This is a genomic window from Comamonas sp. 17RB, from assembly GCF_030056555.1.
GTDB lineage: Bacteria > Pseudomonadota > Gammaproteobacteria > Burkholderiales > Burkholderiaceae_C > Comamonas > Comamonas terrigena.
The window spans coordinates 143780-163079 of the sequence record NZ_JASHHY010000007.1; the positions used below are offsets into that span (position 1 = coordinate 143780).

18 protein-coding genes are annotated in these 19300 nt (G+C 64.4%); 17 read left to right on the forward strand and 1 reads right to left on the reverse strand.

What is annotated here, in order from left to right; translation table 11 throughout:
• Window positions 1-89: 89 nt before the first annotated feature.
• Both QM470_RS13740 and QM470_RS13745 read left to right on the forward strand, forming a co-directional pair.
• Window positions 90-4823 (forward strand): glutamate synthase-related protein, encoded by a 4734-nt coding sequence (locus tag QM470_RS13740; RefSeq protein WP_280012306.1) that lies wholly within the window; start codon window positions 90-92, stop codon window positions 4821-4823.
• Between the two features lie 73 nt (window positions 4824-4896).
• Window positions 4897-6372 (forward strand): glutamate synthase subunit beta, encoded by a 1476-nt coding sequence (locus QM470_RS13745; protein WP_280012307.1) that lies wholly within the window; start codon window positions 4897-4899, stop codon window positions 6370-6372.
• A 158-nt stretch (window positions 6373-6530) separates the two neighbouring features.
• On the opposite strand, the gene QM470_RS13750 is transcribed toward QM470_RS13745, so the two are convergent.
• Window positions 6531-7016: a DUF3293 domain-containing protein gene (locus QM470_RS13750; RefSeq protein ID WP_283339668.1), complete on the reverse strand. Its 486-nt coding sequence runs from the start codon at window positions 7014-7016 to the stop codon at window positions 6531-6533.
• A gap of 155 nt (window positions 7017-7171) precedes the next feature.
• Here QM470_RS13750 and QM470_RS13755 point away from each other — a divergent pair, with 155 nt between their 5' ends.
• From QM470_RS13755 to hisD, 15 genes are all read left to right on the forward strand, one after another.
• A complete protein-coding gene (locus tag QM470_RS13755; protein WP_066540362.1) occupies window positions 7172-7981 on the forward strand; it encodes an amino acid ABC transporter substrate-binding protein in 810 nt (269 codons plus the stop codon).
• Window positions 7982-8139: 158 nt separating this feature from the next.
• Complete coding sequence (locus tag QM470_RS13760) at window positions 8140-8793, forward strand: amino acid ABC transporter permease (protein WP_066540365.1); 654 nt, start codon at window positions 8140-8142, stop codon at window positions 8791-8793.
• Between the two features lie 16 nt (window positions 8794-8809).
• Window positions 8810-9562 carry an amino acid ABC transporter ATP-binding protein gene (locus QM470_RS13765; RefSeq protein ID WP_066540845.1) on the forward strand — a complete coding sequence of 251 codons (753 nt, stop codon included), beginning with the start codon at window positions 8810-8812 and terminating at the stop codon, window positions 9560-9562.
• A 212-nt stretch (window positions 9563-9774) separates the two neighbouring features.
• Window positions 9775-10599 carry an ABC transporter ATP-binding protein gene (locus QM470_RS13770; RefSeq protein WP_283339669.1) on the forward strand — a complete coding sequence of 275 codons (825 nt, stop codon included), beginning with the start codon at window positions 9775-9777 and terminating at the stop codon, window positions 10597-10599.
• Window positions 10596-11378 (forward strand): lipid asymmetry maintenance ABC transporter permease subunit MlaE, encoded by a 783-nt coding sequence (mlaE, locus tag QM470_RS13775; RefSeq protein ID WP_066540371.1) that lies wholly within the window; start codon window positions 10596-10598, stop codon window positions 11376-11378. Before QM470_RS13770 ends, mlaE begins: the two co-directional genes overlap by 4 nt.
• Window positions 11379-11414: 36 nt before the next feature.
• Window positions 11415-11906: an outer membrane lipid asymmetry maintenance protein MlaD gene (gene mlaD, locus QM470_RS13780; RefSeq protein ID WP_066540374.1), complete on the forward strand. Its 492-nt coding sequence runs from the start codon at window positions 11415-11417 to the stop codon at window positions 11904-11906.
• Between the two features lie 5 nt (window positions 11907-11911).
• Window positions 11912-12652, forward strand: coding sequence for an MlaA family lipoprotein (locus QM470_RS13785; RefSeq protein ID WP_283339774.1), 741 nt, complete (start codon window positions 11912-11914; stop codon window positions 12650-12652).
• A 161-nt stretch (window positions 12653-12813) separates the two neighbouring features.
• Window positions 12814-13452, forward strand: coding sequence for an MlaC/ttg2D family ABC transporter substrate-binding protein (locus tag QM470_RS13790; RefSeq protein ID WP_502846845.1), 639 nt, complete (start codon window positions 12814-12816; stop codon window positions 13450-13452).
• Window positions 13449-13757, forward strand: coding sequence for an STAS domain-containing protein (locus tag QM470_RS13795; protein ID WP_280012311.1), 309 nt, complete (start codon window positions 13449-13451; stop codon window positions 13755-13757). Before QM470_RS13790 ends, QM470_RS13795 begins: the two co-directional genes overlap by 4 nt.
• Window positions 13758-13908: 151 nt before the next feature.
• Window positions 13909-14814: an ABC transporter ATP-binding protein gene (locus QM470_RS13800; protein ID WP_066540381.1), complete on the forward strand. Its 906-nt coding sequence runs from the start codon at window positions 13909-13911 to the stop codon at window positions 14812-14814.
• Window positions 14814-15569 (forward strand): ABC transporter permease, encoded by a 756-nt coding sequence (locus QM470_RS13805; protein ID WP_066540849.1) that lies wholly within the window; start codon window positions 14814-14816, stop codon window positions 15567-15569. The genes QM470_RS13800 and QM470_RS13805 overlap by 1 nt, the downstream gene beginning before the upstream one ends.
• A gap of 66 nt (window positions 15570-15635) precedes the next feature.
• Window positions 15636-15881, forward strand: coding sequence for a BolA family protein (locus QM470_RS13810; protein WP_066540383.1), 246 nt, complete (start codon window positions 15636-15638; stop codon window positions 15879-15881).
• Window positions 15882-15968: 87 nt separating this feature from the next.
• Window positions 15969-17240, forward strand: a complete 1272-nt coding sequence (gene murA, locus QM470_RS13815; RefSeq protein ID WP_283339670.1) for a UDP-N-acetylglucosamine 1-carboxyvinyltransferase — start codon at window positions 15969-15971, stop codon at window positions 17238-17240.
• Window positions 17237-17899, forward strand: coding sequence for an ATP phosphoribosyltransferase (gene hisG, locus QM470_RS13820; RefSeq protein WP_066540386.1), 663 nt, complete (start codon window positions 17237-17239; stop codon window positions 17897-17899). Before murA ends, hisG begins: the two co-directional genes overlap by 4 nt.
• Before the next feature lie 21 nt (window positions 17900-17920).
• Window positions 17921-19237 carry a histidinol dehydrogenase gene (gene hisD / locus QM470_RS13825; protein WP_283339671.1) on the forward strand — a complete coding sequence of 439 codons (1317 nt, stop codon included), beginning with the start codon at window positions 17921-17923 and terminating at the stop codon, window positions 19235-19237.
• Window positions 19238-19300: the final 63 nt, after the last annotated feature.

Genomic DNA, 19300 nt, shown 5'->3' on the forward strand with positions numbered 1-19300 from the left:
GTATCTGACCCCAATTAAATTTTCTTGCATAGGTTTATGCGGTGTCGTACTCTCGCGTTCCCTGCGATAGACAAATAGAGGAAAACCCCATGACTACGGCTGCCGAAATTGCCCACTTGCAAGAGCACGGGCTGTACGCCAAGAGCAATGAACACGACGCCTGCGGTCTGGGCTTCGTGGCCCATATCAAGGGGCAGAAGCGCCACGACATCGTCCTGGGTGCGCTGAAGATCCTCGAGAACATCGACCACCGTGGCGCCGTGGGTGCCGACCCGCTGATGGGTGACGGTGCCGGTATCCTGATCCAGATTCCCGACCAGCTCTACCGCGAAGAGATGGCCAAGCAGGGCGTGGAACTGCCCCCCGCCGGCGAATACGGCGTGGGCATGATCTTCCTGCCCAAGGAACACGCTTCCCGTCTGGCCTGCGAACAGGAGATGGAACGCGCCATCAAGGCCGAAGGCCAGGTGCTGCTGGGCTGGCGCGATGTGCCGGTGAACCGCGACATGCCCATGTCGCCCACCGTGCGCGAAAAGGAACCCATCCTGCGCCAGGTCTTCATCGGCCGTGGCTCCGACGTGATCGTCCAGGACGCGCTGGAACGCAAGCTGTATGTGATCCGCAAGACCGCATCGGCCGCCATCCAGAACCTGGGCCTCAAGCACAGCAAGGAATACTACGTTCCCAGCATGAGCAGCCGCACCGTGGTCTACAAGGGCCTGCTGCTGGCCGACCAGGTGGGCGTGTACTACAAGGACCTGGCCGATGAGCGCTGCGTCTCGGCCATCGGCCTGGTGCACCAGCGCTTCTCCACCAACACCTTCCCCGAATGGCCGCTGGCCCACCCCTATCGTTACGTGGCCCACAACGGTGAAATCAACACCGTGCGCGGCAACTACAACTGGATGGTGGCCCGCGAAGGCGTGATGGCCTCGCCCGTGCTGGCCGACGACCTGCAGAAGCTCTACCCCATCAGCTTTGCCGGCCAGTCCGACACTGCCACCTTCGACAACTGCCTGGAACTGCTGACCATGGCCGGCTACCCCATCAGCCAGGCCGTGATGATGATGATTCCCGAGCCCTGGGAACAGCACGAAGCCATGGACGAGCGCCGCCGCGCCTTCTATGAATACCACGCCGCGATGATGGAGCCCTGGGACGGTCCCGCCTCCATCGTGTTCACCGATGGCCGCCAGATCGGCGCTACGCTGGACCGCAACGGCCTGCGTCCTTCGCGCTATGTGGTGACCGAAGACGATCTGGTCATCCTGGCCTCCGAAGCCGGCGTGCTGCCCGTGCCCGACAGCAAGATCGTGCGCAAATGGCGTCTGCAGCCCGGCAAGATGCTGCTGATCGACCTGGAACAAGGCCGCATGATCGAGGACGACGAGCTCAAGGCCAACGTCGTCAACACCAAGCCCTACAAGCAGTGGATCGAGAACCTGCGCATCAAGCTCGACCAGGTGCAGGTGCCGGCCGACTTTGTCGCGCCCGCCAAGCCCGCGCTGACGCTGCTGGACCGCCAGCAGGCCTTCGGCTTCACCCAGGAAGACGTCAAGTTCCTGCTGACCCCCATGGCCAAGAACGGCGAAGAGGGCGTGGGCTCCATGGGCAACGACAGCCCGCTGGCCGTGCTGTCGGACAAGAACAAGCCGCTGTACAACTACTTCCGCCAGATGTTCGCGCAGGTGACCAACCCGCCGATCGACCCCATCCGCGAAGCCATCGTGATGTCGCTGGTGTCCTTTGTGGGCCCCAAGCCCAATCTGCTGGACATCAACCAGGTCAACCCGCCGATGCGCCTCGAGCTGCAGCAGCCCATCCTCGACTTCGAGGGCATGGCCAAGCTGCGCGAGATCGAGAAGTACACCCACGGCAAGTTCAAGAGCGCCACCATCGACATCACCTACCCGCTGTCGTGGGGCCGTGAAGGGGTGGAAGCCAAGCTGGCTTCGCTGTGCGCCCACGCCGTGGACGAGATCAAGGGCGGCGCCAACATCCTGATCATCAGCGACCGCAACGTGAGCGCCACCCAGGTGGCCATCCCCGCGCTGCTGGCACTGTCGGCCATCCACCAGCACCTGGTGCGGGAAGGCCTGCGCACCACCGCCGGTCTGGTGGTGGAAACCGGCTCGGCCCGTGAAATCCACCATTTCGCCGTGCTGGCCGGCTACGGTGCCGAAGCCGTGCACCCCTATCTGGCCCTGGAGACCCTGGCCGACCTGTACCAGGAACCCGTGGACGGTCTGGATGCCGACAAGGCCATCTACCACTACGTCAAGGCGATCGGCAAGGGCCTGTCCAAGATCATGTCCAAGATGGGCGTGTCCACCTACATGTCCTACTGCGGCGCGCAGCTGTTCGAGGCCGTGGGCCTGAACACCGCCACCGTGGACAAGTACTTCACCGGCACCGCCAGCCGTGTGGAAGGCATCGGCGTGTTCGAGATCGCCGAGGAAACCATCCGCAACCACGTGGCCGCCTTCAGCGACGACCCGGTGCTGGAAACCATGCTGGACGCCGGTGGCGAGTACGCCTGGCGCGCCCGTGGCGAAGCCCACATGTGGACGCCCGATGCGATTGCCAAGCTGCAGCATTCCACCCGTGCCAACAACTTCAGCACCTACAAGGAATACGCCCAGCTGATCAACGACCAGAGCAAGCAGCACATGACGCTGCGCGGTCTGTTCGAGTTCAAGTGCGATCCCGCCACGGCCATTCCGGTGGACGAAGTGGAATCCGCTGCCGAGATCGTCAAGCGTTTTGCCACCGGCGCCATGTCGCTGGGCTCGATCTCCACCGAAGCCCACGCCACCCTGGCCGTGGCCATGAACCGCATTGGCGGCAAGAGCAACACCGGTGAAGGCGGCGAAGATCCCAAGCGCTACCGCAACGAGCTCAAGGGCATCCCCATCAAGCAGGGCGAAACCCTGGCTTCCATCATCGGCAAGGCCCAGGTCGAGTCCGATATCGAGCTGCGCGAAGGCGACAGCCTGCGCTCCAAGATCAAGCAGGTCGCTTCCGGCCGCTTTGGTGTGACGGCTGAGTACCTGGTGTCCTCCGACCAGATCCAGATCAAGATGGCCCAGGGCGCCAAGCCCGGTGAAGGCGGTCAGCTGCCCGGCGGCAAGGTGTCCGAATACATCGGCATGCAGCGTTACTCGGTGCCCGGCGTGGGCCTGATTTCGCCTCCGCCCCACCACGACATCTACTCCATCGAGGATCTGGCCCAGCTGATCCACGATCTGAAGAACGTGGCCCCGCACGCCGACATCTCGGTGAAGCTGGTGTCCGAAGTCGGTGTGGGCACGATTGCCGCCGGCGTTGCCAAGTGCAAGAGCGACCACGTGGTGATCGCCGGTCACGACGGCGGCACGGGCGCTTCGCCGCTGTCGTCCATCAAGCATGCCGGCGGTCCCTGGGAAATCGGCCTGGCCGAAACCCAGCAGACCCTGGTGCTGAACCGCCTGCGCGGCCGTATCCGCGTGCAGGCCGACGGCCAGATGAAGACCGGCCGCGACGTGGTCATCGGCGCCCTGCTGGGTGCCGACGAGTTCGGCTTTGCCACCGCACCGCTGGTGGTGGAAGGCTGCATCATGATGCGCAAGTGCCACCTGAACACCTGCCCCGTGGGCGTGGCCACGCAGGACCCCGTCCTGCGTGCCAAGTTCACCGGCAAGCCCGAGCATGTGGTGAACTACTTCTTCTTCATCGCCGAAGAAGTGCGCCAGATCATGGCCCAGCTGGGTCTGCGCAAGTTCGACGAACTGGTGGGCCGTTCCGACCTGCTGGACACCCGCAAGGGCGTGGAACACTGGAAGGCCCAGGGCCTGGACTTCAGCCGCCTGTTCTACCAGCCAAACGTGCCCGCCGATGTGCCGCGCTTCCATGTCGACAAGCAGGACCACCTGCTGGACAAGGCGCTGGACGTGAAGCTGATCGAACGCTGCAAGCCCGCGATCGAGCACGGCGAGAAGGTGCGCATCATGGAAGTGGCGCGCAACGTGAACCGTTCCGTGGGGGCCATGCTCTCCGGCGCGGTGACCCGTGCGCACGCCGAAGGCCTGCCAGACGACACCATCCGCATCCATTTCGAAGGTACGGGCGGCCAGTCTTTCGGTGCCTTCCTGTGCAAGGGCGTGACGCTGAACCTTACCGGTGAAGCCAACGACTACACCGGCAAGGGCCTGTCCGGCGGCCGCGTGGTGGTGCGCCCCAGCCATGAATTCCGTGGCAACTCGGTGAGCAACACCATCGTGGGCAACACCGTGATGTTCGGTGCTACCCGCGGTGAAGCCTTCTTCAGCGGCGTGGCCGGCGAACGCTTTGCTGTGCGCCTGTCCGGTGCCACGGCGGTGGTCGAAGGCGTGGGTGACCACGGCTGCGAATATATGACCGGCGGCACCGTGGTGGTGCTGGGTAAGACCGGCCGCAACTTTGCCGCCGGCATGAGCGGTGGCGTGGCCTATGTGTACGACGAAGACGGCAAGTTCGCCGAGCGTTGCAACACCGCGTCCGTCAAGCTGGACAAGGTGCTGCCGCACGAAGAATTCGTCAGCAGCATCGACCCCGGTGTGTGGCACAACGGCCAGAGCGACGAGCAACAGCTGCGCGCCATGGTCGAGGCCCACAGCCGCTGGACCGGTTCGCAGCGCGCCCGTGACCTGCTGGACAACTGGGCCGCAGCGCGTGCCAAGTTCGTCAAGGTCTTCCCGACCGAGTACAAGCGTGCACTCGGCGAAATCTATGAACGCAAACAGAAGGAAAAGCAAGCTGCATCTGCGCAAGCCACTCCCAAAAAAGAAGCGGTAGCGGCCAAGTAAACACGGCCCGAACGCGGCGGCCCGGGCGGGTCGTCGCACCGCCAGCGAACACAGATTTCAAGGAATACACACCATGGGTAAGACCACCGGCTTTATGGAATACGACCGCATCGAAGAGGGCTACGCCCCGGTTGCGGAACGTCTGAAGAACTACAAGGAATTCGTCATTGCACTGACGCCCGAGCAGGCCAAGATCCAGGGCGCACGCTGCATGGACTGCGGCACCCCGTTCTGCAACAACGGCTGCCCGGTCAACAACATCATTCCGGATTTCAACGATCTGGTGTACCGCGGTGACTGGGAGAACGCGATCAAGGTGCTGCACAGCACCAACAACTTCCCCGAGTTCACCGGCCGCATCTGCCCCGCGCCCTGCGAAGCCGCCTGCGTGGCCAACATCAATGGCGATGCCATCGGCATCAAGTCCATCGAGCACGCCATCATCGACCGCGCCTGGGATGAAGGCTGGGTCACGGCCCAGAAGCCCAAGCTGCTGACCGGCAAGAAGGTGGCCGTGGTTGGCGCCGGCCCTGCGGGCCTGGCTGCCGCCCAGCAACTGGTGCGTGCGGGCCACGATGTGACCCTGTTCGAGAAGAACGACCAGGTCGGCGGTCTGCTGCGCTACGGCATCCCCGACTTCAAGCTGAACAAGTCCAACATCGACCGCCGCGTCGAGCAACTGGTGGCCGAAGGCCTGAAGATCCGCACCGGCGTGCTGGTGGCGGGCAAGGATGGCCTGGGCAAGGACAGCAAGGTCACCAACTGGGCCAAGGAAACCATCGCCCCCGAAACGCTGATGGCCGAATTCGACGCCGTGCTGCTGACCGGCGGTGCCGAGCAGTCGCGTGACCTGCCCGTGCCCGGCCGTGATCTGAAGGGCGTGCATTTCGCCATGGAGTTCCTGCCCCAGCAGAACAAGGCCACGGCCGAAGGCAAGTACAAGGGCCAGATCCGCGCCGATGGCAAGCACGTCGTGGTGATCGGCGGCGGTGACACCGGTTCCGATTGCGTGGGCACCTCCAACCGCCATGGCGCCACCAGCGTGACCCAGCTGGAACTGATGCCCATGCCCCCCGAGCAGGAAAACAAGCCCCTGGTGTGGCCGTACTGGCCGCTGAAGCTGCGCACCAGCTCCAGCCACCAGGAAGGCTGCGAGCGCGAGTTCGCCATCGGCACCAAGGAATTCATCGGTGAAAAGGGCCAGCTGACGGCCGTGAAGACCGTGCGCCTGGAGTGGAAGGACGGCAAGATGGCCGAGGTCGCCGGCTCCGAGCAGATCATCAAGGCCGATCTGGTGTTCCTGGCCATGGGCTTTGTCTCGCCGGTGCAGACCGTGCTGGACGCTTTTGGTGTGGACAAGGACCAGCGCGGCAACGTCAAGGCTACGACCGATCTGATCGGCGGCTACGCCACCAGCGTGCCCAAGCTGTTCGCCGCAGGCGACATCCGCCGCGGCCAGTCGCTGGTCGTCTGGGCCATCCGTGAAGGCCGCCAGGCGGCCCGCGCCGTGGACGAGTTCCTGGTGGGCGCCAGCCAGCTGCCCCGCTGAGCCCGGTCTGGTCTGTGTGGCGGCCCCAGGGCCGCTGTGCGGGCCGACGCCGTACACCTCCGAGCCTTTGCGATGTCTGTCGCAAAGGCTTTTTGCATTCCGGGCCCGCCCCCCGGGGCGGGGTGCGGGAACGGAGGATCAGGCCGCGCCCTGTGCCGTCAGCGCAGCAGCAGCAACCGGGGGATGGCGTCGCTGCCCACCGTCAGCACGGCGTTCTGCTCCCAGTGCCGGCCCCAGGCGCGGGATTGGGTGGGGGCCATGTGCCAGACCAGCAGGCTGTCTTCGCCCGGCCACTGGCCCTGGGGGTCGTGGCCCAGGACGGGGGCCCAGCTCCAGCCGTCCTGCTGCAGTGCCGCACGCAGCGCCTGCATGCGGCGTTCGTTGTCCGTGGGCGACAGTGCGGCGCCCAGCGGGTTGCAGGCCGTCAGCAGACAGGCCTGCCGGGCGCCGCACTGTCGCATGGCCTGCTGCAGGGCAGGCGAGTGCACGTCCACTTGCAGCCGGGAGGCGGTGGCACGGGCGGGCAGCGCCACGTCGTACCAGGCCTGGCGGTAGGCCTGTACCAGGGCTGCGGGCAGCAGGGTGGGGTGGCCGTCGGCACACAGGGGCGCGGGCTGGGCGGTGGATGCAGGACGAAGTGGCATGGGCTTGCAGGAAATGGGGTGCGCGCCATGGCGCTCTGGGCGACAATAGCGGATTCGTCCGGCAGCGGAACAGCCTGGAGGCGTGCACCACGCTTCCAGCAGCCAGTTCCGGTCGCGCCGTTTGCAGGTCTTTCATCACCTTTTCTTTCGACACCATGAAGAAACGCACCCTCCTGGCCACGGTGGCCCTGACTGCTTTGCTGGCCGCCTGCGGCAAGAATGAACCTGCCTCCACGGCAGCGGCCCCCGAAGCCGCCCCCGCACCGGCTGCCGTGACCAAGCTGGTCGTCGGTCTGGACGACAACTTCCCGCCCATGGGTTTCCGTGACGAAAAGAACGAGCTGGTCGGTTTCGACATCGACATGGCCAAGGAAGTCGCCAAGCGCGCCAACATCGAAGTGGAATTCAAGCCCATCGACTGGAACGCCAAGGAAGCCGAGCTGCTGGGCAAGCGCGTGGACGCCCTGTGGAACGGTCTGACCATTCTGGAAGAGCGCAAGGAAAAGATCCTGTTCTCCGACCCCTACATGGTGAACAAGCAGATCATCATCGTGAAGGCCGGTTCGGACATCAAGGGCAAGCCTGACATGGCTGGCAAGACCGTGGGCGCCCAGGAAGGCTCCAGCGCCGTGACCGCCATGGCCAAGGACAAGGAACTGTCGGACAAGTTCAAGGAAACCAAGCTGTTCGGCGACAACATCGCTGCCCTGATGGACCTGGAGGCCGGCCGCCTGGACGTGGTGGTGGTGGATGAGGTGGTGGGCCGTTACCTGGTCAACAAGAAGCCCGACAACTACACCGTGCTGGCCGACGACTTCGGTACCGAAGACTACGGTGTGGGCTTCCGCAAGGACGACGAAGCCACCCGCAACAAGGTCAACGACGTGATCGCCGAGATGAAGAAGGACGGCAAGGCCGCTGAAATCGCCAAGAAGTGGTTCGGCGCTGACGTCATCAAGCACTGAGTCTGACCGACCGTGCTGTACCGGCAATGCCTGGCATTGCCGGTTTTTTTTGCTTTGCGACGACAATCGCGTCCTGGCATGCGGGTTGCACCCGCCATGTCCGGCGCCTGTGCCTGTGGCAGCTGCCCTTCACCCAAGCGCCACCTTGAAGGCCATCGATGGATTATGTAATTTCGCTTTTGGGCCCCATGTCTGCCGGGGCCCTGGTAACGCTTAAGCTCTTTGTCATCACGCTGATCCTGTCCATCCCGCTGGGATTGGCATTGGCGTTGATGCGTATTTCCCGTTTCAAGGCGCTCAGCAGCCTGGTGGGCGGCTATATCTGGCTGATGCGCGGCACGCCGCTGATGTTGCAGCTGCTGTTCATCTACTTTGCCCTGCCGTTTGTGCCGGTGGTCGGCGTGCGCCTGCCGGACTTCCCGGCCGCCGTGGTGGCGTTCGCGCTGAACTACGCGGCCTACTTCGCTGAAATCTTCCGCGCCGGTATCCAGTCGGTGGACCGGGGCCAGTATGAAGGCGCCAAGGTGCTGGGCATGAGCTATGGCCAGACCATGCGCCGCATCGTGCTGCCGCAAATGTGGTCGCGCATTCTGCCGCCGGTCAGCAACGAGACCATCACCCTGGTGAAAGACACCTCGCTGATCTACGTGCTGGCGCTGAACGACCTGCTGCGCGTGGCGCGCGGCGTGGTGCAGCGTGACTTCACGTTCACGCCCTTCATTGTGGCGGCCTGTTTCTATCTGGTGATGACGCTGGTACTGACCTGGATCTTCCAATACCTCGAAAACCGCCATGCAAAGTACGAAGCCTGAAGCCATGTCCGAAGTGATGATTTCTGCCCAGGGCATCCACAAAGGCTTTGGCGGCACGCCGGTGCTCAAGGGCGTGTCGCTGGAACTGGCGCGCGGCGAGGTGGTGGCCATCATCGGCCCCTCGGGCTCGGGCAAGAGCACGTTCCTGCGCTGCCTGAACCACCTGGAGACCATCGACCGCGGCACCATCACCATCGAAGGCGAGGTGCTGGCGCGTTCAGAAGGCGAGGCCAGGGCCCAGTATGTGAGCGAAGCCGAAATCCGCCAGATCGGCCGCAAGATGGGCATGGTGTTCCAGTCCTTCAATCTGTTCCCGCACCTGACGGTGCTGGAGAACATCATCGAAGCGCCGATCATCGTCAAAGGCATGAAGCGCGATGCCATCGTGCCCAAGGCCGAGGCGCTGCTGCAGAAGGTGGGCCTGCTGGAAAAGCGCGATGCCTATCCCAACCGCCTGTCGGGCGGGCAGAAGCAGCGCGTGGCCATTGCCCGTGCGCTGGCCATGGACCCGGACATTCTGCTGTTCGATGAACCCACGTCGGCCTTGGACCCGGAGCTGACCGGCGAAGTGCTGCGCACCATGCGCGAGCTGGCCGAGGAGCGAATGACCATGCTGGTGGTCACGCACGAAATGGGCTTTGCCCGCGAAGTGGCCAACCGCGTGATTTTCATGGACGGCGGCCACATCGTGGAGCAGGGGCCGGCGGCCGCGTTCTTCGCCAACCCGCAGCAGGCCCGCACCCGCGCCTTTCTGCAAAATATGTTGTGATACAGCAACACTCTGCCCCGTGACTGTCATAGCGCAGCCACAGGGCGGATACCGTTGGCTATGCTGCGCCGCAGCGTGACAGGGCCGCCCCGTGCTGCCACTGTCGCTGCGAATAAACATACACTGGTGTATGTTTATTCGCCAAATTGCAGCCAAGCCGGGCGCTTGTTTGCACAATATGCCCCTTTGGGCCGTGGAAAACTTCAATCCCCATGTCTGATTCCCCTTCATTGGTAGAGTTGCGCAATGTCACGTTCGGCTATGGCGAACGGGTGATCCTGCGCGACCTCTCGCTGTCCGTGCCACGTGGCAAAGTGACGGCGCTGATGGGGGCTTCCGGCGGTGGCAAGACCACGGTGCTGCGCCTGATCGGCGGGCAGAACCGCGCCCAGCAGGGCCAGGTGCTGTTCGATGGCCAGGACGTGGGTAGCATGGACCAGACCCAGCTGTACGCCGCACGCCGGCGCATGGGCATGCTGTTCCAGTTCGGGGCCTTGTTCACCGACATGAATGTGTTCGACAACGTGGCTTTTCCGCTGCGCGAGCACAGCCAGCTGCCGCCGTCCATGGTGCGCGACATCGTGCTGATGAAGCTGCAGGCCGTGGGCCTGCGCGGCGCACGCGACCTGATGCCCAGCCAGATTTCCGGCGGCATGGCCCGCCGGGTGGCCCTGGCCCGTGCCATGGCCCTGGATCCGGAACTGATCATGTATGACGAGCCGTTTGCCGGGCTGGACCCGATTTCGCTGGGCACGTCGGCGCGCCTGATCCGCATCCTGAACGATGCCATGGGCCTGACCACGATCCTGGTCTCCCACGATGTGGAAGAAACCTTCCGCGTGGCGGACCATGTGGTGATTCTGGGCGCTGGCGGCGTGGCCGCACAGGGCACGCCACAGGAAGTGATGGACTGCCCCGATCCGCTGGTGCAGCAGTTTGTCCATGCCCGGCCCACGGGTCCGGTGCCTTTCCACTATGCCGCCCCTTCGCTGGAGGCCGATTTTGGCACCGCACACGGTGACGGAGGTGCACGATGAACTGGCTGCATCCCGCACGCATCGGTCTGGCCGTGCGTTCCAAGCTGGCCGACATGGGCTATGGCGCCCGCCTGTTCGGACGTCTGCTGGCCCTGCTGCCGGAAGCGCTGCGGCGCTTTCGCCTGACGGGCGACCAGATCCATTTTCTGGGCAATTATTCGCTGGCCATCATCGGGGTGTCCGGTCTGTTCGTGGGCTTTGTGCTGGGCCTGCAGGGCTATTACATCCTGCAGCGCTACGGCTCGGCCGAGGCCCTGGGCATGATGGTGACGCTCAGTCTGCTGCGCGAGCTGGGTCCGGTGGTGACGGCCTTGCTGTTCGCCGGCCGCGCCGGCACGGCGCTGACGGCAGAAATCGGCCTGATGAAGGCTGGCGAGCAGCTGTCGGCGATGGAAATGATGGCGGTGGACCCGATCAAACGCATTCTCGCGCCCCGTTTCTGGGCGGGGGTGGTGGCCATGCCCCTGCTGGCGGCGGTGTTCAGTGCCGTCGGCGTGCTGGGCGGCTGGATCGTGGGCGTGCTGCTGATCGGCGTGGATGCGGGGGCCTTCTGGGGCCAGATGCAGTCCGGCGTGGATTGGTGGAACGATCTGGGCAACGGCGTCATCAAGAGCACGGTATTTGGGGTGGCAGTGACCTTTGTGGCACTGCTGCAGGGCTATGTGGCCAAGCCCACGCCGGAAGGCGTGTCGCGCGCCACCACCCGCACGGTGGTGATGGCTTCGCTGGCGGTGCTGGGACTGGACTTCCTGATGACCGCATCGATGTTCAGCATCTGAGGCACGGCGCCCAGGCAAACAAGGAATAGATCAAAAATGCAGCAATCCAAAAATGACATCTGGGTCGGCATGTTCGTGCTGATCGGGGCTGCCGCGCTGGTGTTTCTGGCGTTGCAGGCAGCCAATCTGCTGAGCCTGAACTTTCAGAAAGGCTACCCGGTGACCGCCCGCTTCGACAACATCGGTGGGCTCAAGCCCAAGGCGGCGGTCAAGAGCGCCGGCGTGGTGGTGGGACGCGTGGAATCCATCACGTTTGACGACCAGACCTTCCAGGCCAGCGTGAACCTGGTGATGGAAGAGCGTTACAAATTCCCCAAGGACAGTTCGCTGAAGATCCTGACCAGCGGCCTGCTGGGAGACCAGTACATCGGCATCGAAGCCGGCGCCGACGAGGAAAACCTCAAAGCCGGTGATCGCATCAGCTCGACCCAGTCGGCTGTGGTGCTGGAGAATCTGATCGGCCAATTCCTCTACAACAAGGCCGAAGAGGGGGCCGCCACGCCTGCGCCCGCAACCAACGGAAACTGACCATGATGCAGAAGAACAAGACATCCCCCATCGTGCGCTGGAGCGCCATTGCCGCCGTGTCGGCCAGTGCCCTGGTGCTGGGCGGTTGTGCGGCGACCGGCAGCAACCCGCAGGACCCGTACGAGTCGTTCAACCGCAAGGTGCAGTCGTTCAACGACGGGGTCGATGACGCGGTGCTCAAGCCCGTGGCCACGGCCTACCAGACCGTGACGCCCCAGCCGGTGCGCACCGGTGTGGGCAACTTCTTCGGCAACGTGGGCGATCTGTGGTCCATGGTGAACCATTTGCTGCAAGGCAATGGTCTGCAGGCCTACAACCACATGGTGCGCTTCACCACCAACACGGTGCTGGGCATCGGCGGTCTGCTGGACATTGCGACCGAAATGGGCGTGGACCGCCAGAAGCAGGACTTCGGCCGCACCCTGGGTGCCTGGGGCATCAAGCCCGGTCCCTACCTGGTGCTGCCTTTCCTGGGTCCGTCCACCGTGCGGGACACGGTGGCCCTGCCTGCGGACTGGCGCGGCAATGTTCTGACCGAGCTGCGTCCGATTTCGCACCGCAACGCCCTGGTGGGCCTGAAGGTGGTGGATGACCGTGCACGCCTGCTGAAGGCCGGCGACATTGTGGATTCGGTGGCGCTGGACCGCTACTCGCTGCTGCGCGATGTGTATCTGCAGTCGCGCCAGCCCAAGGGCGATGGTCGCGTCGAAGACCTGGACGCCGGCAAGCTGCCGCCCGAAGAATGACGTTTCCCGGGCATGGCCCGCGCTGGTGCGGATGCATGGTGTTGCAAGACTTTACGCACGCCTTGCATGCTGTTGACCAGAATGCGGCACGCTGTGCCCAGGTGTGTTGCCCAGGCGCACACCCCCCACGGGCTGCGGCCCGTTGCTGAAAAGGATTACCCATGAAGATGAATCGACGTACCTCTGTGCACTCCCTGGTGGCCCTGGCCGCTGCTGCCTGCCTGCCGCTGGCGGCCCTGGCGGCCGAGGAAGCGCCGGATGCGCTGATCAAGCGCCTGTCGACCGACGTGCTGACCACCATCAAGGCGGATCCGGCCCTCAAGGGTGGAGACATGGCCAAGATCAATGCCCTGGTGGACCAGGTGGTGCTGCCGCATGTGAACTTCCGCCGCATGACGTCGGCGGCCGTTGGTCCCAAGTGGCGCCAGGCCACGCCGGCCCAGCAGGAACGCCTGCAAACCGAATTCAAGCAGTTGCTGATGCGCACCTATTCCGGCGCGCTGGCCCAGGTGAGCGACCAGACCGTGGTGGTCAAGCCGCTGCGCATGGCGGCCGGTGACACCGATGTGCTGGTGCGCACCGAAGTGCGTGGCAAGGGTGAGCCCGTGCCGCTGGACTTCCGTCTGGAAAAGAAGGACGGCGCCTGGAAGGTTTACAACTTCAACGTGCTGGGCGTCTGGCTGGTGGAAACCTACCGCACCCAGTTCGCCGAAGAGCTGAACAAGACCGGCATCGACGGCCTGATCCAGACCCTGGCCAGCCGCAGCGCCATGCCGGCCAAGGCCGCCAACGCCAAATGAGCGTGATTGCACTGCCCGCCGATCTGGATGGCGACCAGGCCGCAGCCCTGCTGCCGCAGCTGCGCCGCCAGATCGCTGGTGGCGGCACCGGCGCCGTAGTGCTGGATGCCGCTGCGGTGCGGCGTTTTGATTCTGCCGCACTGGCGTTGTTGCTGGAATGCCGCCGTCTGGCCCAGGCCAGCCAGCGCACCTTGGAAGTGCAGCATCTTCCCGCCGGCCTGCAGTCTATGGCCCATGTCTACGGCGTGGACGGTGTGCTGGGCTTGCCGGTGAGCGCCAGCGCGGGCACAGACCCCCTGGTCTGACACCCGCGGCGGCAGCACCATGCCAGTGGTGCGGACCGCTGTGCGGGCGCAGGTATCGGCGCTGGTGCGGGGTTGCAGCAGCTCCGATAAGGTTTATCGCCCAGCCCCCCGGGCACACAGCAGTGGACTGCCTTTAAAATGACCGGCTGCCATGCCAGCTGTCTCATTCCAATCCATCTCCAAGACCTACCGCACGCCCAAGGGCGAGTTCCAGGCCCTGCAACAGGTCAGCCTGGACATCGGTGAGGGCGAATTCTTCGGCCTGCTCGGTCCCAACGGCGCGGGCAAGACCACGCTGATCAGCATTCTGGCGGGATTGGCCAAGGCCACTTCCGGCCGTGTCACCGTCCAGGGCCATGACGTGCAAAGCGACTTTGCTGCAGCACGTCGTCAGCTGGGCGTGGTGCCCCAGGAGCTGGTGTTCGACCCCTTCTTCAATGTGCGCGAGACGCTGCGCCTGCAGTCCGGCTACTTTGGCGTGAAGCACAACGACGACTGGATCGATGAATTGCTGGACAGCCTGGGCCTGGCCGACAAGGCCACGGCCAATATGCGCCAGCTGTCGGGCGGCATGAAGCGCCGCGTGCTGGTGGCCCAGGCCCTGGTGCACAAGCCGCCCATCATCGTGCTGGACGAACCCACGGCCGGGGTGGATGTGGAGCTGCGCCAGGCCCTCTGGCATTTCATTGCCAAGCTCAACAAGCAGGGCCATACGGTGCTGCTGACCACCCACTACCTGGAAGAGGCCGAAGCGCTGTGCAACCGCATCGCCATGCTCAAGCACGGCCAGATCGTGGCGCTGGACGATACCTCCAACCTGCTCAAGACGGCTTCGGCCAATGTGCTGCAGTTCAAGAGCGACCAGGCCCTGCCCGAGGTGCTGCTGCCCATTGCCCGCGTCACCGGCCGGGTGGTGCAGCTGCCGGCCCAGGGGCCCAACGACATCGAACGCTATCTGGCCACCTTGCGCGAAGCGGGTGTGGCCATGGAAGACATGGAAATCCGCCGTGCCGACCTGGAGGATGTGTTTCTGCAGGTGATGAAAGGAGCGGCATGATGCAAGGCTGGCAGTCGCTGTTCTACAAGGAAATCCTGCGGTTCTGGAAGGTGAGCTTCCAGACCGTGGCCGCGCCGGTGCTGACGGCCGTGCTGTACCTGCTGATCTTCGGCCATGTGCTGGACGGGCATGTGAAGGTCTATGGCAGTCTGAGCTATACCGCCTTCCTGGTGCCCGGCCTGGTGATGATGAGCGTGCTGCAGAATGCGTTCGCCAACAGTTCGTCCAGTCTGGTGCAAAGCAAGATCATGGGCAGCGTGGTGTTCATCCTGCTCACCCCGCTGTCGCACTGGGCCTGGTTTGTGGCTTTTGTCGGTGCGTCGGTGGTGCGCGGTCTGGCCGTGGGGCTGGGGGTGTACATCGTCACGCTGTTCTTCACGCCTCCCGTCGCGGTGGCGCCGCTGTGGATTCTGGCCTTTGCCTTCCTGGGCGCTGCGCTGCTGGGCACGCTGGGCCTGATTGCCGGGCTGTGGGCCGACAAGTTCGACCAGATGGCGGCCTTCCAGAACTTCCTGATCATGCCCATGACGTTTCTGTCCGGCGTGTTCTATTCCATCCACTCGCTGCCGCCGTTCTGGCAGCAGGTGAGCCACCTCAACCCCTTCTTCTACATGATCGATGGCTTTCGCTACGGCTTCTTCGGCCTGAGCGACGTGTCCCCCTGGACCAGCCTGGCCATCGTGGGCGGCGCCTGGCTGCTGGTCAGCGCCCTGGCCGTGCGCCTGCTGCGCACCGGCTACAAGATGCGCCACTGAGCGGCACCGCCACCATGTGCAAGATTTCCACTTTCTCTGTCGCCCGCGCTGCGGGTGCTTTGGCCCATGACCGCTGACCAACTCCAAGCCATCATCTCTGCCGGCCTGCCTTGCGAACACATCGCGCTCGAAGGCGATGGCCGGCATTGGTATGCCACCATCGTCTCGGCCGCATTCGAAGGCCAGCGCCTTGTCGGCCGCCAGCGCCTGGTCTATGCCACGCTGGGCAACCGCATGGCCACCGACGAGGTGCATGCGCTGTCCATGAAGACCTACACGCCCGCCGAATGGGCGCAGCAGGCGGCCCAGTAAGCCGCCGCATTCATTCATTACTCACTCGCTGTGGGGGCGCATTCAGAGCGCGCCACAGCCTGATTGGACCCATAAGGCAGTTTTGCGATGGACAAACTCAAGATCCGTGGTGGCCGTTCGCTGAAGGGCGAAGTTTTGATTTCCGGCGCCAAGAACGCAGCCCTGCCCGAGATGTGCGCGGCGCTGCTGACCGCCGAGCCCGTGCACCTGCACAATGTGCCGCGCCTGCACGATGTGGCCACCATGCGCAAGCTGCTGGCCAATATGGGCGTGCAGACCGAGACCCACGGCGAGCGTGGCGGCATGAGCTTTGTCGCCCCCGACAGCCTGACGCCCGAAGCCCCGTACGAGCTGGTCAAGACCATGCGCGCCTCGGTACTGGCGCTGGGCCCGCTGCTGGCCCGCTTCGGCCGTGCCAAGGTGTCGCTGCCCGGCGGTTGCGCCATCGGCTCGCGTCCGGTGGACCAGCACATCAAGGGCCTGCAGGCCATGGGTGCGATCATCACCGTGGAAAACGGCTACATGCATGCCAGCCTGCCCGCCGGCTGGACGCGCCTGAAGGGCGCGCGCATCACCACCGACATGGTGACCGTGACGGGCACCGAGAACTTCCTGATGGCCGCTGCGCTGGCCGACGGCGAGACCGTGCTGGAAAACGCCGCCATGGAGCCTGAAATCCCCGATCTGGCCGAGATGCTGATCAAGATGGGCGCCAAGATCACCGGCCACGGCACCAGCCGCATCGTGATCCAGGGGGTGGACCGGCTGCACGGCTGCACCCACGACGTGGTGGCGGACCGCATCGAGGCCGGGACCTTCCTGTGCGCGGTGGCCGCCACCGGCGGCGAGGCCTTGCTGCACCACGCACGCGCCGACCACCTGGGTGCCGTGATCGACAAGCTCAAGGAAGCGGGTGTGATCGTGGAATCCGTGGAGGCCGGCCTGAAGGTCCGCTCCAACGGCAAGCTCAAGGCCCAGAGCTTCCGCACCACCGAATATCCCGGCTTTCCCACTGACATGCAGGCGCAGTTCATGGCGCTGAATCTGGTGGCCGAAGGCGCCAGCGTGGTGACCGAGACGATTTTTGAAAACCGCTTCATGCACGTCAACGAGATGCGCCGCCTGGGTGCGCATATCTCCACCGACGGCCGCGTGGCGTCCATCGAAGGCGGCAAGCGCCTGTCCGGCGCCACCGTGATGGCCACCGACCTGCGTGCCTCGGCCAGCCTGGTGATTGCCGGTCTGGTGGCCGAGGGCGAGACCCTGGTAGACCGTATTTACCACCTGGACCGTGGCTACGACCGCATGGAAGAAAAGCTGCGGGGCCTGGGTGCAGATATCGAAAGAGTGTCGGAATGACGATCGCAACCCCTGTGACGATTGCCCTGTCCAAGGGCCGTATCTTTGAAGAAACCGTGCCCCTGCTGGCGGCTGCCGGCATTGCGGTGACGGAAGACGTGGAAAAGTCGCGCAAGCTGATTTTTGACACCAACCAGCCCCATGTGCGTGTGGTGCTGGTGCGGGCTTCGGACGTGCCGGTGTATGTGCAGTACGGCGGCGCCGATCTGGGCGTGTCCGGACTGGATTCGCTGATCGAGCATGGTGGCCAGGGCCTGTACCAGCCCCTGGACCTGCAGATTGCCCGCTGCCGCGTGAGCGTGGCCGTGCGCAACGGCTTTGACTATGCGCATGCGGTCAAGCAGGGCGCGCGCCTGCGCATCGCCACCAAGTACCCCGAGATCGCACGCCATTTCTTCGCCAAGAAGGGGGTGCACGTGGATATGGTCAAGCTCTACGGTTCCATGGAGCTGGCGCCGCTGACCGGCATGGCCGATGCCATCGTCGACCTGGTGTCCACCGGCAACACCCTCAAGGCCAATGACCTGGTCGAGGTCGAGCCCATCATGGACATCAGCTCGCGTCTGGTGGTCAACCAGGCGTCGCTCAAGCTCAAGCAGGCCCCGCTGCGCCACATCATCGATGCGTTCGCTCAGGCCGTTGCGGCCAAGAACAACTGATTTTCTCCACTGGTAAATACTATGGAATTCGTAGCTGCTCCCGTCCGTCTATCAACCGCAGATGCCCAGTTTGAGCATGATTTTGCTGCGCGTCTGCATTGGTCGGCGGACACGGACGCCGCCATCGAACAGCGTGTGGCCGACATCCTGGCCGATGTGCAAAAGCGCGGCGATGCCGCCGTGCTGGAGTACACCGCCCGCTTTGACGGCCTGAGCGCCGACTCCATGGCCGCGCTGGAGCTGACCAAGGAAGAACTCAAGGCCGCCTTCGACAGCCTGCCTGCAGACCAGCGCGAAGCACTGGAATCTGCCGCGCGCCGTGTGCGCAGCTACCACGAGGCACAGAAGAAGGCCAATGGCGAAAGCTGGAGCTACCGTGACGAAGACGGCACCCTGCTGGGCCAGAAGGTCACGCCGCTGGACCGCGTGGGCATTTACGTGCCCGGCGGCAAGGCGGCGTATCCCAGCAGCGTGCTGATGAATGCCATTCCGGCCCAGGTGGCGGGTGTGGAGGACATCATCATGGTGGTGCCCACGCCGCAAGGCGCCAAGAATCCGCTGGTGCTGGCCGCCGCCTATGTGGCCGGTGTGCACCGCGCCTTCACCGTGGGCGGTGCGCAGGCCGTGGCTGCCTTGGCCTACGGTACGGCGACCATCCCCAAGGTAGACAAGATCACCGGCCCCGGCAACGCCTATGTGGCCAGTGCCAAGAAGCGGGTCTTCGGTCTGGTGGGCATCGACATGATTGCCGGCCCCAGCGAAATCCTGGTGCTGGCCGACGGCACGACACCGCCCGCCTGGGTGGCAATGGACCTGTTCAGCCAGGCCGAGCACGATGAGCTGGCGCAGTCCATCCTGCTGTGCCCGGATGCGGCCTATATCGATGCCGTCCAGGCCGAGATCGATCGCCTGCTGCCCGAGATGCCCCGCAAGGCCATCATCGCCAAAAGCCTGAGCGACCGTGGCGCGCTGATCCTGACCAAGGACATGGAAGAGGCCTGTGCCATCAGCAACCGCATTGCGCCGGAGCACCTGGAAGTCTCCAGCCGGGATCCGCACCGCTGGGAGCCGCTGCTCAAGCACGCCGGCGCCATCTTCCTGGGTGCGTACACCTCGGAAAGCCTGGGGGACTACTGCGCCGGCCCCAACCACGTGCTGCCCACCAGCGGCACGGCGCGTTTCAGCTCTCCGCTGGGGGTGTACGACTTCCAGAAGCGCAGCAGCCTGATCGAGGTCAGCGAAGCCGGTGCCCAGATCCTGGGCAAGACCGCTGCCGTGCTGGCCTATGGCGAGGGCCTGCAAGGCCATGCCCGTGCGGCCGAGATGCGTCTGAAATAAAGCGGCATCGCACGCGTGTGCAAGCCGTGGCGGGTCCACGGCTTTTTTCTGCACGCGTGGCTG